General features: G+C 70.7%; 12 protein-coding genes. 8 read left to right on the forward strand and 4 right to left on the reverse strand.

What is annotated here, in order from left to right:
* Window positions 1-264 precede the first annotated feature (264 nt).
* Window positions 265-771: a winged helix-turn-helix domain-containing protein gene (locus QSK15_RS25185; protein WP_285796615.1), complete on the forward strand. Its 507-nt coding sequence runs from the start codon at window positions 265-267 to the stop codon at window positions 769-771.
* Between the two features lie 74 nt (window positions 772-845).
* Here QSK15_RS25185 and QSK15_RS25190 read toward each other — a convergent pair whose 3' ends face one another.
* Window positions 846-5,228: a S8 family serine peptidase gene (locus QSK15_RS25190; RefSeq protein ID WP_285796616.1), complete on the reverse strand. Its 4,383-nt coding sequence runs from the start codon at window positions 5,226-5,228 to the stop codon at window positions 846-848.
* 304 nt (window positions 5,229-5,532) lie between these two features.
* Here QSK15_RS25190 and QSK15_RS25195 point away from each other — a divergent pair, with 304 nt between their 5' ends.
* Window positions 5,533-6,036, forward strand: a complete 504-nt coding sequence (locus QSK15_RS25195) for a winged helix-turn-helix domain-containing protein (protein WP_285796617.1) — start codon at window positions 5,533-5,535, stop codon at window positions 6,034-6,036.
* Window positions 6,037-6,067: 31 nt separating this feature from the next.
* Here QSK15_RS25195 and QSK15_RS25200 read toward each other — a convergent pair whose 3' ends face one another.
* Complete coding sequence (locus QSK15_RS25200; RefSeq protein ID WP_285796618.1) at window positions 6,068-6,964, reverse strand: AurF N-oxygenase family protein; 897 nt, start codon at window positions 6,962-6,964, stop codon at window positions 6,068-6,070.
* Window positions 6,965-7,012: 48 nt separating this feature from the next.
* Between QSK15_RS25200 and QSK15_RS25205 the strand changes: the two genes are divergently transcribed.
* From QSK15_RS25205 to QSK15_RS25230, 6 genes are all read left to right on the forward strand, one after another.
* Window positions 7,013-7,732, forward strand: a complete 720-nt coding sequence (locus QSK15_RS25205) for a TetR family transcriptional regulator (RefSeq protein ID WP_285796619.1) — start codon at window positions 7,013-7,015, stop codon at window positions 7,730-7,732.
* A complete protein-coding gene (locus QSK15_RS25210; protein WP_285796620.1) occupies window positions 7,729-8,028 on the forward strand; it encodes a DUF4873 domain-containing protein in 300 nt (99 codons plus the stop codon). Before QSK15_RS25205 ends, QSK15_RS25210 begins: the two co-directional genes overlap by 4 nt.
* Entirely contained in the window at window positions 8,029-9,522 is a 1,494-nt protein-coding gene (locus QSK15_RS25215; protein ID WP_285796621.1) for a flavin-containing monooxygenase, read from the forward strand. It abuts the gene before it with no gap.
* A complete protein-coding gene (locus QSK15_RS25220; protein ID WP_285796622.1) occupies window positions 9,512-10,384 on the forward strand; it encodes an SDR family oxidoreductase in 873 nt (290 codons plus the stop codon). Before QSK15_RS25215 ends, QSK15_RS25220 begins: the two co-directional genes overlap by 11 nt.
* Window positions 10,381-11,208, forward strand: a complete 828-nt coding sequence (locus tag QSK15_RS25225) for an alpha/beta fold hydrolase (protein ID WP_285796623.1) — start codon at window positions 10,381-10,383, stop codon at window positions 11,206-11,208. Before QSK15_RS25220 ends, QSK15_RS25225 begins: the two co-directional genes overlap by 4 nt.
* Window positions 11,209-11,447: 239 nt before the next feature.
* Window positions 11,448-13,007 (forward strand): OFA family MFS transporter, encoded by a 1,560-nt coding sequence (locus tag QSK15_RS25230; protein WP_285796722.1) that lies wholly within the window; start codon window positions 11,448-11,450, stop codon window positions 13,005-13,007.
* Window positions 13,008-13,115: 108 nt separating this feature from the next.
* On the opposite strand, the gene nrfD is transcribed toward QSK15_RS25230, so the two are convergent.
* Window positions 13,116-14,189 carry an NrfD/PsrC family molybdoenzyme membrane anchor subunit gene (gene nrfD, locus QSK15_RS25235; protein ID WP_285796624.1) on the reverse strand — a complete coding sequence of 358 codons (1,074 nt, stop codon included), beginning with the start codon at window positions 14,187-14,189 and terminating at the stop codon, window positions 13,116-13,118.
* The gene (locus tag QSK15_RS25240; protein WP_285796625.1) at window positions 14,186-15,229 is read right to left on the reverse strand and encodes a 4Fe-4S dicluster domain-containing protein; all 1,044 of its coding nucleotides are present in this window, start codon (window positions 15,227-15,229) and stop codon (window positions 14,186-14,188) included. The genes nrfD and QSK15_RS25240 overlap by 4 nt, the downstream gene beginning before the upstream one ends.
* Window positions 15,230-15,249: the final 20 nt, after the last annotated feature.

Here is a 15,249-nt window from a genome sequence, read left to right on the forward strand (position 1 = left end):
CATGCTCGCCCCCGCAGGTCCGTACGCCGTCCTCGGATTGTCTTGGTTCTGTCACAAACACCCCTACCGCTTCCGGAGAAGCGCATGGTCGGCGGTGGGGTCGGGTGGCCTGGCCGGCGCAACGGAATTCACATGCTTACATGCAACTATGTTTTACCCAGCCGAGATCAGCCACCACTAGGGTCAGGACGCCGATCGATGTCTCGGTCGGTGGCGCGAAAAAATCCATCCGGAGTGATGTGGGGAACCGGAAGGTGTTGGCACATGCAGGAAATTCCAGTCGCCAGCCTGGTCATCGGCATCGCATCCTCGCCGGCCGAGCGGCGACATCTGGCCCGGTTGCTCGGCGGCAGCGACGCCTTTCTGATCGTCTCGACAGTCGACCAGGCCCGAGAGTTTCTCGGGGTGGTCGAGGCACCCGTCGCCCCGGCTCCGCCGGCCAGGGCGGCGCTCGCCGAGGTGACGCCGAGCCCGCAGCCCCCGCCACCGGATCTGGCGGTCGACTCCGACCGCCGGGTGCTGCGGTGGCGTGACCAGGAGATCGACCTGACCCGGTTGGAACACGACGTGCTGCTCTGCCTGGTGCACGCCCCCGGGCAGGTGTGGACCTACGAGCGGCTGCACCTGGAGGTCTGGGGCAACCGGCACCTCGGCCGGGGCTCGGACATGCACTCGGTGGTTCGCCGGGTGCGCGCCAAACTCGCCAGGCTCAACGCCGCCGCGACGATCCACTCGGTACGCGGCGTCGGTTTCCGGCTCGCGCCCGTCTGATCACCCCGGGCGCGGTCCGGCCCGCCTGGTCGAGGACCAGGCGGGCCGGACGTCATGCGGCTAGTGCTCGGCCGTCAGCACCTGATGGGCGCCAACCCGAAGTTCTCCACCGTGGGGGTAGCGGTGTCGATCCTGGTCTGGCGGGTCTGCGGCTTCCAGCCGTCCTTGGCCACGATCATCGTCAGCGGGTTGTTGCGGCGGTCCACCCAGTAGGCGTACTTGCCTTCGGCATCGGTGGCGAAGGTGTACGACGCCGCCCACGAGTCGACCTGCACGACCGCACCGGCGAGCGGCGAGGTCGCACCCTGGCAGCTGGTGCCGGTGACCGTACCCATGAGCTTGCCCCAGGTCTTCGGGGGGTTCGCGGTCATGGTCACCGCGACCGGCGCGACCGAGTACGGGGTGTTCTCGGAGATCGCGACCGCGCCGGAGTAGGTGCCCGGCTGGTCCACGTTCGCCGTCAGACCGACGGTGACGGTGACCTTCGCACCCGGCGCGAGGGTGACCTCCGACTTGTCGACGGTCATCCAGCTGACATCGGCGGCCGACTCGGAGCAGCCCTCGAAGCCCGGGAGCACCTCGCTCTCGGGAGCCGCGTCGAAGCTGCCGGACGAGCCGCCGATCTTGTAGAAGCCGCACGCCGCGCCGCCGCGGTACCGCGCGGTGTTGGCGTTGGGCAGGTTGGACCACGAACCGGCGACCGGGTCGAAGGCGAAGCCGGCGTTGCTGATGGCCCCGCCCTGCGAACCACCGACGACGAGCAGCTTGCCGCTGGCGACGGCGTACGCGCTGGCCCAGTTCTCGGTCGGCGCGTCGGCGATGGCGGTCCAGGTGTTGGCACCCGGGTCGAAGGCGTAGCTGGACTTCTGCGCGGCGGAACCGTCGTTGCCGCCGGTGCAGTAGAGGACGCCGTCGATCCCGCCGCAGGAGGCGAAGGCCACCGACTTCGGGTAGTTGGCCATCGTCTCCCAGGTGTCACTGGTCGGGTCGTACCGGACCACGCTGTTCGACATCGGCGTGCAGGACGCGGTCGTGCAGCCACCGACCGCGTACAGCTTGCCGTCGACGACGCCCTGACCGGCCGCGGCCCGGGGTGCCGGGTTGTCGGCCAGCTCGGTCCAGGTGTTGGCCCCGGGGTCGTACGACCAGGTGGCGGAGTCCGGGCCGGCGTCGCCCCAGCCACCACTGACGATGATCTTGCCGTTCACCACGCCCGCGGTCACGGCGTTGCGGGCGCCCGGAAGGTCGGCGATCGCCGTCCAGGTCTGCGCGGCCGGGTCGTAGGCGTAGTTCTTGGTGGTGGAGGCCTCGCCGTTGCCGCCACCGATCGAGTACACCTTGCCGTCCAGGTTCACCACCCGGTTGTCCATGATCGTGGCCGGGTAGTTGGCGATGTCGGTCCACGGTGCCGCGTTCGGGCCGACCGCAGCGGCGGCGGCCTTGGCTTCCTTGCCGGACGCCTTGGCGGCGAACGACGTCGGCACGGTTAGCCGCTGCTCCGGCGCGCCGCCGGACCCGAGCACCTGCTGCCGGGTGACAGTGGAGCCGTCCGCCCGCAGGAGTTCGAACCCGTTGTCCCGCTCACCGAACTTCACCTCGACCGGCGCGCCGCCGGTGTTGGTCACCGTGAACGTCTTGCTGGTCTTGCCGTTGGGCATCTGGAGGGTGGCGCTGAGCTGAGTCGGCGTCACCGACAGTCGGCCGGCCGCGAGCTGGAAGTTCGCGGTGGTCGCCCAGTCGGCCTCGACGTCGACAGTCTTGGTCTGGCTGACGTAGTTGCCGGCGGTCGCCGTGAACGGGTGCGCGCCGGTCAGCGACGAGTAGATCCAGTAGAAGCCGTCGGCCAGCCCCGGGTCGTCCGGGGTCGCCACCGTGACGGCCTTCTCGGCGGGCCGGTCCTTGCTGGTGACGGTCGCGCCGTTGACGTAGCTGCCGTCGTTCTTGTCGCGGACGTTGCCGACGACCAGACCACCGTCGACCGGTACGCAGGTCACCTGGCTGCCGATCAGGACGTTGTCGACCTCCCACCACCACTCGTACGAGGCGTCGTAGTAGTGGAACCGGACCTGCACCCGCGCCTGACCGGCCGCCTGCGGGATCGGGATCTCGGTCAGCTTCGGTCCCCGGACGTCCGTCTCCTGCCGGAGCACGTTGGTCCAGGTGGCACCGCCGTCGATGCTCAGGTCGACGTCGGCGGTGTCGTCGTTGAGCTGGTTGAAGTCCTGGTTGAACCGGATCACCGGGGCGGTGACCGCGGTCAGATCGACCACCGGGCTGACCAGGGACGTGTCCTGGCTGTTGCCCGCACCGTAATCGTCGCTGTCGATCATCGCGAAGTTGCCGCTGCCGCCGGTCAGGTTGCCCCGGTTGCCGTCGTCGGTGAACTTCCAGACCTGACCGCTGCCCGCGTTGTCCACCACGGTCCAGCCGGCCGGCGTGGTGGTGGCGTCGAAGGTCTCGTACTCACCGTCGGAGCCGAACGTGTACCCGGGGGCGGTGGTGCAGACAGTGGTGTCCACCGGCACGGCGACGTTGGCGGTGACGTTGCCCGAGCCGACCACGACCTGCTTGGTGACGGTCTGGTAGCCCGGGTACTGCGACTCGTACGTCAGGGTGTACGTCTGCCCGGCCGGCAGCTTGATGCTGTAGCGACCGTTCGACGGATTGGTGTAGTCGTAGACGCCGGACACGCCGGTGACTGTCACCTTCGCGTACAACGGCCAGCCGTGGCCGGAGCCGTCGGTGACCGCGCCGGTGACGTTGACACTCGGCACCGCGGTGAGGGCGACGTTGAGCGTCGTGGTCGTGGCCTTGGCGACGGTTGCCGTCCTGGTGGCGCCGCCGTACCCGAACGCCGCGACGGCGACCTGGTAGTCACCGGTGGGGAGCTGGGTCGAGAACTTGCCGTCGGCACCGGTGGTCAGCTCGCGCTCGGACGGGCCGGTGAGCGTCAGCGTCGCGCCGGCGATCGGGGCGCCGGAGGTCGCGTCGGTGACCGTGCCGGCCAGCGTGCCGATGTCGCCGGTCGGGGCGGCGTTGAGCAGCGCGAGGGCGTCCAGCCGGCCTTCGCCGTAGACGTTGTTGTCGGCGGCGGTGCCACCGCACTGGTCGTCGGCCTTGTCGATCGCGGCGCCGTTGAGCAGTGCGCGGGTCGCGTTGACGTCACCGACCAGCGACGGCGCCGCCGAGTACAGCAGCGCGATCGCCCCCGCGAGGTGCGGCGCGGCCATCGAGGTGCCGCTGATGCTGCCGTAGGCGCTGCCCGGGATGCTCGACCGGACGTTCACGCCCGGCGCGGAGATGTTGGGCTTGATCTCGCCGTTCTGACCGGCGCCGCGGGAGGAGAAGCCGGCGACGTTGTTGTTGATGTCGTACGCGCCGGTGGAGTAGTTGCTGGCGAGGCTGCCCGGCGAGCCGCTGGTCTGGCAGGCCGGTCCGCTGTTGCCGTTGGACCAGACGCCGAAGATCCCGGACGCGGCCCAGGCGTTCGTCACGTCCTCCATGAACGGCTCGTTGGACGGGTCCCGGGTGCCCCACGAGTTGTTGATGATGTTCGGTCGCTTGCTCGCGTCCGCGTTCTGACCGTTGAGGTCCAGCGGCTCGAGCATCCACTGACCGGATTCGATCAGGGCGGCGTCACTGGGGCAGCACCCGTTCGCCGCGATCCACCTGACCCCGGGGGCGACACCGATCTGATTCGCGCCGTCGGAGCCGGCCATGGTGCCCATCGTGTGCGTACCGTGGCCGTCGCCGTCGCAGGGAGCGGTCGCGCAGGCCCCGGTGGCGTTGGCGGCGTTGAACCAGTTGTAGTTGTGGTCGAACGTCCCGTCACCGTTGTTGCCCCGGTAGGAGTTCACCAGCGCCGGGTGGTCGAACTGCACACCGGTGTCGATGTTCGCGATGGTGATGCCCTCGCCCTTGACGCCGTACTGGGACCAGACGTCGTCGGCGTTGATGTTGGCAATGCCCCACTCCAGGGCGTTCACCGTCTTCTCGTCGGCGCCCTTCGTCGTCTCCGGCACCTTGTACGCGACCGGGGCGTAGAGGCCCTCGACCTCCGAGTGGCCGGCGAACTTCTGCGCCATCGCCAGGGAGCCGCTGTTCACCTTGATGGCGTTGGTGGCCCAGAAGGTCTGGTACTTCGTGCCCGAGCTGTCGAGGTCGGCCCGGATCTTGCCCTGGCTCGCCGCGGCGGTCTTGCGCAGCGCGTCCGCCACCGCCGTGCCGCGCTTCGACCAGTCCTTGATGGCGCTGGCCTTGCTCAGGTCCGCCCGGTCCTTGAACCGGATCCAGAAGTCCCCTTCACTCTTGGCCTGGAGCTGCTTGGCGAGTTCGGGTCGGATCTTGTCCCCGGTCGAGGTGCCCGCCCCCATCGCACCGCCCGGCGCGGCCTGCGCGCCCGAACCGATGGTGGTCAGGCATGTCGCGGCGAGGATCGTCGCCGCACCGGCGCTCACCAGCGATCTGGCTGCGCGTCGCCATTGTGGACGTCTGAACATAGGTGCTGCCTCCCTCAGAACGACCCAGGGTGTAGTGGGCCATGGTGGACCTCCCCATGCACCGCGCGGGTCACGCCGGTTGCCCGAGTGGACACTATGATCGAGAAGAACGGACGATCAAGAACTTGCCGTGAGCAACTTGTCGCTAAGAGTCGCAGTGGCCGGCGGCGCGCTTGCCAATCATTGTCAGAACCGTGACGAGAGCTGGGCAGGGATGCCCATCGATCCCGGGTGGTGCGGTGTGGCCAAGGATGAGGCAACGGTGAACAGGGGTGATCCGGCCGACGAGCCGTTCCCGCTGCTGATCGCGGTCACCCCGTCGCCGGCCGAGCGCATCCGGCTCGCGGAGCTTCTCGACGGCATTGCGCCGCTGTTGCTGGTCGCCGACCTCGACGAGCTGCGCCGGCTGATCGCCGCTCCGCAGCAGGTCGCCGCCGCGCCCGAACCGGCGCCGGTCGCCACCCTGGTGATCGACTCGGCCCGCTCCAGCGCCCGTTGCGGAGAACGGGAGATCGACCTCACCCGGCTGGAACACGACCTGCTGACCTGCTTGATCACCGAGCCGGCCCGGGTGTGGAGCTATGCCGAGCTGCACCGGTCGGTCTGGGGTGACGAGGGGCGCGAACGCAAGGCGGACGTGCAGTCGCTGGTGAAGCGGCTGCGCCGCAAGCTGACCGACCTGGGCACCGGGGCCACCATCGACGTGGTGCGCGGGGTGGGGCTACGGCTGACCGATCACCAGCAGGCCCGGGTCGAACGGGCCTGACAGAATCGTCGCCTGAACTGACGGACAAGGGTCAGATCAGCCCGGCCCGGGCCCACAGCAGACGCCCCGGCCCCGCCACCAGGCCGACACCCGCCAGGTTGGCGTACACCCGGGCCGCCGACCAGCGCAGGGTGGCTCGCCAGTGCGGGTTGGCGCGGGCGGCGGCACGACCGACCGCCGGTGGAATGCCCACCGCCGCGTACACGTCGGGATGGACCAGGCGGTTGGCGATCGTGTAGGCGGCGCGACCGACCAACAGCCGGGCGTACGCCATGCCCACCGGGCCGGTGGCCGCCACCGCGGCGGCCAACTCCTCGCGGGCGAACCGGACGTGCCGCGCCTCCTCCACGACGTGGATGTGGGAGACCATCCGGATCAGCGGTTGGAGCGACTCGTCCGCCATGATCTCGCGCTGGAACGCGTCGAGGATCTCCTCGGCGATGAGGATCGCGGCGTACATCCGGGGGCCGCTGGCGGTGGCCTTGAGGAAGCGCCCGAGGTGGTGGTCCACCGTGCTCGCGCGGTAGACCGGACACCCCATCGCCTCGATCAACCGGCCGAACATGATGGAGTGCCGGCACTCGTCGGCGACCTCGGTCAGCGCGAACTGGGCCTGCCGACTGGTCGGGTCGGCGCGGTAGTACTCGCGGATCAGCATCTGCATGAGGATCGTCTCGAACCACAGCCCGGCGCTGGCGGCGCTGGCCACCTCGTGCCTGGTCAGTTCGACGCGCCGCTCCTCGCTGAGCCCCTCCCACAACGGGGTGCCGTAGAGGCTGCTGCGGTGGGGTGGCAGCCAGTAGGCGCCGGGGGTGTGCGGGGCGTCCCAGTCGATCTCGACGGTGGGGTCGTAGCTGGTCCGCAGTGCGGACGTGAGCAGTCGCTCGGCCACCGCCGCGCGCTCGGTTTTCGCCGGTGCGGCCTCCATGACTCCTCCATATTGACGTGACGGCCGGTAACTGTTACGAGTAGTAGCATGCAATCGCCGCTCACCGATGTCAATGCATCCGACCCACCTCCGGCCGACGATCCGAAAGCAAAGGGCAACGGCCGCCGGGACCGCTGGGCAGACCATCGTGAGAACCGACGCCAGGAGTTGGTCGGCGCCGCCGTGCAGGCGCTGCTGCGACACGGCCCGGACGTCGACATGGAACAGGTCGCCGCCACCGCGGGCGTCAGCAAGCCGGTCCTGTACCGCTACTTCGCCGACAAGTCGCAGCTCTGGGTCGCGGTGAGCGAGGTGGTGGCGGCCCGGGTGGTCGACGCCATCGCGCCGGCGATCGAGCAGGTCCGCGAGGAACGTGACCTGGTCGAGGCGACGATCGACGCGTACCTCGGGGTGATCGAGTCACAGCCCACGCTCTACCGGTTCCTGATGCGACAGTCCGGTCAACCCGGGATCCACCAGGTCGTCGCCGGCACCAGCCGACAGGTCGCCGCCGGGCTGGCCCGGGTGATCGGTGACCGGCTGCGGGCGCTGGGGCTCGACGCCGGTCCGGCGGAGCCGTGGGCGTACGGCCTGGTGGGCTTCGTGCAGGCGGTCGGCGACTGGTGGACCACGCACGGCCAGCCGATCAGCCGCGCCGCCCTCACCGACTACCTGACCACCCTGCTGTGGAGCGGCATCGAGGGGGTACGCGCCAGCGCCGACCTGCCACCCGAGCTGACCCGCGCCCACGAGCGGATCGTGCCGTGACCTACCACGGCCCGGCGGGCGTCGAGGGCACCTCGGTCCGGGTGCACCTCAGCGGGCGGTGGGAGCCGGTCGACGGTCGCTTCCACTGGGGCGGGCGGATCGAGCCCGCGCCACCGGTGGCCCACCTGCTGCGCTCCGGGCGGCGCGACGTCGAGGTGCGCATCGCCGACCGGGTCCGACCTGCCCGACTGGTCGAGGTCGATCCGTGGGGCGGCGTACGCATCACCGGCGTGGGCGATCCGCCCTGGCCGCCCGAGCCCGACCCGGCCGCCAGGCCCGAGCCCACGGAGGAGTGAATGGACACAGACGTTGCCATCATCGGCGCCGGCTTCGGGGGCCTGGGCGCCGCCATCCGCCTGCAGCGGGCCGGCTTCACCGATTTTCTCGTCTTCGACCGGGGCGACGACGTCGGCGGCACCTGGCGTGACAACAGCTACCCCGGCTGTGCCTGCGACGTCCCGTCGCACCTCTACTCCTTCTCCTTCGCTCCCAACCCGAACTGGTCCAACACCTTCTCCAGCCAGCCGGAGATCTGGGACTACCTGCGCGGCTGCGTCGACCGCTTCGGCATCCGCCCGAGGTTGCGGCTGCGCCACGAGGTGCACGAGGCGAGGTGGGACGACCAGCGCCAACGGTGGTTGCTGCGCACCTCCGGCGGCGAGCACAGCGCCCGGGTCCTGATCTGTGCGGCCGGCCCGCTCAGCGACCCGGCCATTCCCGACCTGCCCGGGATCGACGAGTTCGCCGGCACCGTGTTCCACTCGGCGCGATGGCGGCACGATCACGACCTCACCGGCCGCCGCGTCGCGGTGATCGGCACCGGCGCCTCCGCCGTCCAGTTCGTGCCCAAGATCCAGCCGACGGTCGGGAAGCTGATGCTCTTCCAGCGCACCCCCGCGTGGATCATGCCGAGGCTGTCGCGCCGGATCAGCACTGTCGAGCAGGCCGCGTTCCGCACCGTGCCCGGCGCGCAACGCCTCGCCCGGGTACGGCTCTATCTGCTCCGCGAGAGCCTGGGCCTGGGCTTCCTTTTCCCGGCGGTCAACCGCTTCGCCTCCCGGCTGTCCCTGCGAACGCTGCGCCGGCAGGTCCCCGACCAGCACCTGCGGGACAAGCTCACCCCCCGGTACACGATGGGTTGCAAGCGGGTGCTGATCTCCAACGACTACTGGCCGTCGCTCACCCGGCCCAACGTCGACGTGGTGACCGCCGGCATCGCCCGCATCGTGCCGGACGGCCTCGTCACCGACGACGGTGTGCACCACCCGGCGGACACCGTCATCTTCGGCACCGGTTTCCACGTCACCGACTCCCCCGTCGTGCGGCGCATCCACGGGCGGGCCGGACTAAGCCTGAGCGAGGCCTGGACCCCGAGCATGCACGCGTACCGGGGCACCACCATCGCCGGCTTCCCCAACCTGTTCTTCCTGCTCGGCCCGAACACCGGGCTCGGGCACACCTCGGTGGTGCTGATGATCGAGGCGCAGCTGCGCCTGGTCCTCGCGGCCCTGCGGCACATGCGGGCCACGGGCATCCAGGCCATCGAGCCCACCGCGCGGGCGCAACAGCGCTGGACCGAGCGGATCGACCAGAAGATGGCCGGCACCGTCTGGCAGACCGGCTGTTCGAGCTGGTATCTCGACGCCACCGGCCGCAACACCACCGTCTGGCCGGGCCTCGCCACCAGCTTCCGGATGCGGCTACGCCGGTTCCGTCCGGGCGACTACCAGGCCGCCTCGCCCGGCAGCACCCCCAACGAATCGGAACGGGAGCACGCCGATGCGCTATGACCTGACCGGCAAGATCATTCTCATCACCGGCGCGGCGCGGGGCATCGGGGCGCAACTGGCCCGCCAGGCCGTCGCCCGCGGGGCCCGGGTCGCCCTCGTCGGCCTGGAAGGCGAGCTGCTCGAGCGGCTCAGCGCCGACCTCGACGCGCACTGGTACGAGTGCGACGTCACCGACCAGGCGGGGTTGGACGCCGCGGTGGCCTCGACTGTGGACCGCTTCGGTGGCATCGACGTGGTCGTGGCCAACGCGGGCATCGCGAATCTCGGCACCGTCGCCGTGGGACCGGTCGACGCGCTGGTCCGTACCGTCGAGGTGAACCTCTGCGGCGCGATCCGCACCGTCAGCGCGGCCCTGCCCCACGTCACCGCCGCCCGCGGCCACGTGCTGATCGTCTCGTCCGCCGCCGCCTTCACGGCGATGCCCGGCATGGCCGCCTACTGCGCGTCCAAGGCGGGGGTGGAGCAGTTCGCCAACGTGCTGCGCCTGGAGACCCGCCCGCAGGGCGTCACCGTCGGCACCGCGCACCCGATCTGGATCGACACCGACCTGGTCCGCGACATCCGTGACGACCTGGCGTCGTTCCGCACCGCGCTGCGCCGGCTGCCACCGCCGCTGTCCACCGTCGTCCCGGTCGAGCAGTGCGCCGAGGCCCTGCTGCGCGGTGTCGCGCGCCGCAAACGCAAGGTGTACGTGCCCCGGTCGCTCGCCGTGGTGCAGGCGCTGCGACCGGTGGTGCTGAGCGGCTTCTCGGACGCGTTGATCAGCAGGTTCGGCGGCCGGACGATGGTCGACCAGATGGAGGACGAGGTGCGCCAGCTCGGGCGGTCCTTCGGCAGGACGTCGGTGGGAGGACGGTCATGACCGTTCATTTCCGCCGGGCGGGCAGCGGGGAGCCGCTCGTGCTCGTGCACGGCATCGGTCACCGCCATCAGGCGTGGGAGCCGGTGTTCGACCGGCTCACCGCCCACCATGACGTGATCGCGCTCGACCTGCCCGGGTTCGGGAACTCCCCGGTGCCCGGCACCGGCATGCCCGCCGACATGGCCGCCACGGTGGCCGGGGTCCTGCCGGTGCTGACCGGGTGGGGGCTGACGCGTCCGCACGTCGCCGGCTACAGCCTCGGTGGGGCGATCGCCCTGGAACTCGCCGCCGCCGGGGCGGTCGCCTCGGCCACCGCCCTCTCCCCCGCCGGCTTCTTCACCCCGGCGGAGCGCCGCCGGGCGCTGGCCATCCTCCGGACGCTGCGGGCCAACTCGTACCTGCCCACCCCGATCATGCGGGTCGCGCTGCGCTCGGCGTACCTGCGGGCGTTGTGCTTCGCGCCGCTGATGGCCCGCCCGACGCTGCTGGACGTCGAGCGCGCGCTGGGCGACGCGCTCGCCCTACGCCGCGGACGCGGCTTCAACGCCGTGGCACGGGCGGCCCGCGACTACCGCTTCGACTGCCAGCGGCTGTCCGACGCGACGGTGCCGGTGACCGTCGGCTGGGGGGACCGCGACCGGATCTTCGGCGTCCATCAGGCCGAGCGCGTCCGGTCGGGCCTGCCGGCGGCACGGGTGGTGACGCTGCCCCGTTGCGGTCACGTGCCGATGAGCGACGATCCGGACCTGGTCGCCGCGCTCATCCTGGAGACCACCGGCGCCGTGCCCCGCGGCGACCGGCCGGATCCGTCGGTCGCCGTCTGACGGTCACGAGTCAGAAGATCACGTCACACTCTCACCGTCGGCGTCGACGTCGCCATCCCGCGTTTCCCGGTAATCACATGACGTGCGCAGGCAGCCACGTAACGTGAGGTAGAGCCGGTAATCGGCTGATCGCCAGACGTGCGCCGGGCCGCCACTGCGGTGCCGCTCGGTCAACCGCCGGGCCGGACAGCTCGGCACCGTCGCGGCCCACTCAGCCGCAGGAGGTGTGGACGATGCCCATGCTGTCGGTCTTCGATCCTCGGCATACTGTCGCTCCCCCGGGATACAGCCGCTGGCTCATCCCGACCGCGGCACTGGCTGTGCACGTGTGCATCGGTCAGGTCTACGCGACGAGTGTCTACAAGAACTCCCTCATCGCGCACTTCGACAGCAGTCAGACGGCGATCGGGGCGATCTTCAGTATCGCCATCGTCATGCTGGGCTCGTCAGCGGCGGTGGGTGGCCGGTGGGTGGAAAAGAACGGGCCGCGCCGGGCGATGTTCACTTCCGCCTGTTTCTGGGCCACCGGGTTCCTGGTCGGCGCGCTCGGCATCGCGACGCAACAACTCTGGTTGCTCTACCTCGGGTACGGCGTCATCGGCGGCATCGGGCTCGGCATCGGCTACATCTCGCCCGTCTCGACACTGATCAAGTGGTTCCCGGACCGCCCCGGCCTCGCCACCGGGCTGGCCATCATGGGGTTCGGCGGTGGCGCCCTGGTCGCCGGCCCGCTCGCGCGCCAACTGCTCTCCCTCTACGACTCCGGCTACAACCCCAACAACCCGGCCGCCGTCGCGTCGGGCAGTGCCCTCGTGGCGCTCTTCGTCACGTTCGGCATCGGCTATTTCGTGATCATGATGTTCGGCCCGTTCAACGTCCGGGTTCCGGCGCCGGACTGGCGGCCCGCCGGGTTCGACCCGGCGAGCGTTGCCGCCAAACCTCTGGTGACGACGGCGAGCGTGTCCGCGTCGAACGCGGTGCGTACCCGGTCGTTCTGGTTGCTGTGGATCGTGCTGTTCTGCAACGTCACCGCGGGCATCGGCATCCTGGAGCAGGCCAGCCCGATGATCCAGGACTTCTTCCGCGACAACGGAACCGCCACCACGGTCTCGGTGTCGGCGGCGGCCGGCTTCGTGGGGGTGCTGTCGCTGTTCAACATGGCGGGCCGGTTCGTCTGGTCCACGACGTCCGACCTCATCGGCCGCAAGCCGATCTACATGGTCTACCTCGGCGTCGGCATGGTGCTGTACCTGCTGCTCGCCGTGGCCGGGCACTCCGCGACCGCGGTCTTCGTGCTGATCGCCGCCGCGATCATCTCCTTCTACGGCGGTGGCTTCGCCACCATGCCGGCCTACCTGCGTGACCTGTTCGGCACCTTCCAGGTCGGGGCGATCCACGGCCGGATCCTGACCGCCTGGTCGGCCGCGGGTGTCGCCGGCCCGCTGATCGTCAACGGGATCCTCGACACGCAGGGCAAGCCCGGCACGCTCACCGCGGCGGCGTACCGGCCCGCGCTGTTCACCATGGTCGGTGTTCTCGCCATCGGGTTCATCGCGAACCTGCTGGTCCGTTCGGTGCCCGAGCGGTTCCACGAACCGAACCGGGGGCCGACGTCGCCCGTGGCGAAGGCGACCGTCACCGAGCCGGTGGCCATCGGGCCGCAGAGCCAGCCGCCCGCGCCGCCGCGCGTCGGTAGCCAGACCGGGCGACTGTGGTTGTCGTGGCTGCTGGTCGCGGTGCTGCTCGGGTACGGCATCATCCAGACCGCCATCACCGCCGCGAAGCTGTTCACCGGCTGACCGGCCGCGCTGGCGGCGGCCCGTCGCGCCCGGACCTCGGGTCGCGTGGCCAGCCTCCGGATCCGGAGAAAGGCGCCCCGTCAGGGGGCGCCTTTCTCGTCGATCCGCTCAGAGTCGGCTCGTCGACCGGCTCTCGTCGAGCCGCTCCCGCTGGGGCACGACCGTGTACTTCGGATCGCGCGCCGACACCCGCCCCGCCTCGAAGACACCGAACCGGGTGGCGACCGACGACGCCACCAGGGCGGCGCCGGCGAGCGCCGACAGGACCCGGCTGCGTCGACTGACCAGCGCGGCGACGGTGCCCACCGTCAGCAGGACGCGTCCCGCCTTGATTAGCCGGCCGCTGCGTCCGCGCGTGTAGGGCTCGCCGGTGAGGCCCTGCCGCTCCAGCCGGTGCCCGCCACCGAACTCGACGGCCGCCGCGGCCAGGGCGAGTCGCCGTAGGGGGGCGGTCTCCGCGGCCGGTGCCGCGACCAGTCCGACCCCGGACGCGGCGGCGAGCGCGCTGCCGGCGAAGACGAACGGCAGCGACGGGTAGGCGTCGTGCCAGGACGGCACGGCCGTGTCGGCGAGCAGCACCCCGGTGTACGTCGCCAGCGCCGGTGCGGTGGCGGCGGCGGCCAGTCCGGCGACGTTGCCGACGGGTGGTCCGATCCGGCGGGCGAGGCCGAACACACCGTGCTGCGGGAGCAGCGGCGCGAGTTCGGCGACCGCTGCCACGCCGGCCAGCGGCCCGAACGCGGCGAGGATCCAGGTGCCGACCGACATCGGCGAGGTCACCTTGGCCACCCGGAGCATGTGATGGAACCGGGTCGGCCGGCCGAGGTCGTGGATCAGCAGGTACGTGCTGGCGGCGACGCCGCCGAGCGCCGTCCACCGGCCCACCTTGCGCAGCCCTGGTCGTCCGGTCAGCTGGGCGCCCGCGCCGACCAGCGCGCTGCCGGCGGCGAGGCCACCGGTGAACAGGTAGCCGGCGATGTCGTACTTCCACACCGGCGGCTTCAGCACGGGCCGGCCGTAGTAGGAGGCGAAGTCGGCCGGCGGCACCGTGAGCTGCTCACCGCCGTCGCCGCGTCGCCCGCCGGGCTGCCGGTGGCGCTTCCCGGCGGGCTGGTCGAGGCCGGCCTGGAACTCGCGGAACCGGGCACCGACCGGCTCGTTCGATGGTGTCTCGTCGGTCATTGCCGCCTGCCCAGGAACGCGACCGCCGCGGCGACCGCCATCGTCATCGCCGCCAGGCCGGCGCGTTTCCACATGGCCGGTAGGTCGCGGGTGGTCACCACCGGATCCGGTGGCAGCCCGTACACCTCGGGCTCGTCGAGGAGCAGGAAGAACGCGCCGTCACCGCCGACGCCGTCGTTCGGGTCGTGCCCGTACAGTCGCGCCTCCGGCACGCCCCGCTCGTGCAACGTCGCCACCCGCGCGGCAGCCCGCTCCCGCAACTCATCCAGCTCCCCGTACTGGATCGACTCGGTCGGACACGCCTGCGCACACGCCGGCGTCATCCCCACACCCAACCGGTCGTAGCACAACGTGCACTTCCACGCCCGACCATCACCCTTACGCTGATCGATCACCCCGTACGGACACGCCGAAATGCAGTACCCACACCCGTTGCAGATGTCCTCCTGCACCACCACCGTCCCGAACTCCGTCCGGAACAACGAACCCGTCGGACACACATCCAGACACGCCGCATGAGTGCAGTGCTTACAGACGTCCGACATCATCAACCAGCGGAAGTCCGTCCGACCCTCCGCACCCGTACCGCGGCCCGGCGGCTGCGCCCCCGGCATCCCCAGAAACTCCGGCCCACCCGACATCCGCGCCGCCGCCCCCGGCGAACCGGTAGGCAAACCCGGATCCGTGCCCGTATCGGTGCGGGTACGCGCGCCGACCGCCGCCGTCACCGGGCTGACCGCCGGCCCGTCCGGATCACCCGCGAACGCCGGAGTCGCCCAGCCAGCCGAGCGGGGCTGCTCGATGAACGCGACATGACGCCACGAGTTCGCGGTCAGCGCACCGGTGTTGTCGTACGACATGCCCAGCAGGTCGAGCCCGCTCTCGGGGACACCGTTCCACTCCTTGCAGGCCACCTCGCAGGCCTTACAACCGATACAGACGCTGGTGTCGGTGAAGAACCCCATCCGCGGCGGCGCGTTCTCGTAGCCCGCGTCCGGTGCGGGGTCCAGCGGCCCGTACAGGGCGTTGGCGTGGGGCATCGGTCAGGCCTCCTGGTCGC

This window comes from Micromonospora sp. NBRC 107095 (assembly GCF_030269705.1).
GTDB lineage: Bacteria > Actinomycetota > Actinomycetes > Mycobacteriales > Micromonosporaceae > Micromonospora > Micromonospora parva.

Bases quoted from the DNA above. Each gene is read 5' to 3' on its own strand.
- QSK15_RS25185 (WP_285796615.1), top strand. From the start codon at position 265: ATGCAGGAAATTCCAGTCGCCAGCCTGGTCATCGGCATCGCATCCTCG.
- QSK15_RS25200 (WP_285796618.1), bottom strand. From the start codon at position 6,964: ATGGAGGCCGCACCGGCGAAAACCGAGCGCGCGGCGGTGGCCGAGCGA.
- QSK15_RS25205 (WP_285796619.1), top strand. From the start codon at position 7,013: ATGCAATCGCCGCTCACCGATGTCAATGCATCCGACCCACCTCCGGCC.
- QSK15_RS25215 (WP_285796621.1), top strand. From the start codon at position 8,029: ATGGACACAGACGTTGCCATCATCGGCGCCGGCTTCGGGGGCCTGGGC.
- QSK15_RS25220 (WP_285796622.1), top strand. From the start codon at position 9,512: ATGCGCTATGACCTGACCGGCAAGATCATTCTCATCACCGGCGCGGCG.
- QSK15_RS25225 (WP_285796623.1), top strand. From the start codon at position 10,381: ATGACCGTTCATTTCCGCCGGGCGGGCAGCGGGGAGCCGCTCGTGCTC.
- QSK15_RS25230 (WP_285796722.1), top strand. From the start codon at position 11,448: ATGCTGTCGGTCTTCGATCCTCGGCATACTGTCGCTCCCCCGGGATAC.
- nrfD (WP_285796624.1), bottom strand. From the start codon at position 14,189: ATGACCGACGAGACACCATCGAACGAGCCGGTCGGTGCCCGGTTCCGC.
- QSK15_RS25240 (WP_285796625.1), bottom strand. From the start codon at position 15,229: ATGCCCCACGCCAACGCCCTGTACGGGCCGCTGGACCCCGCACCGGAC.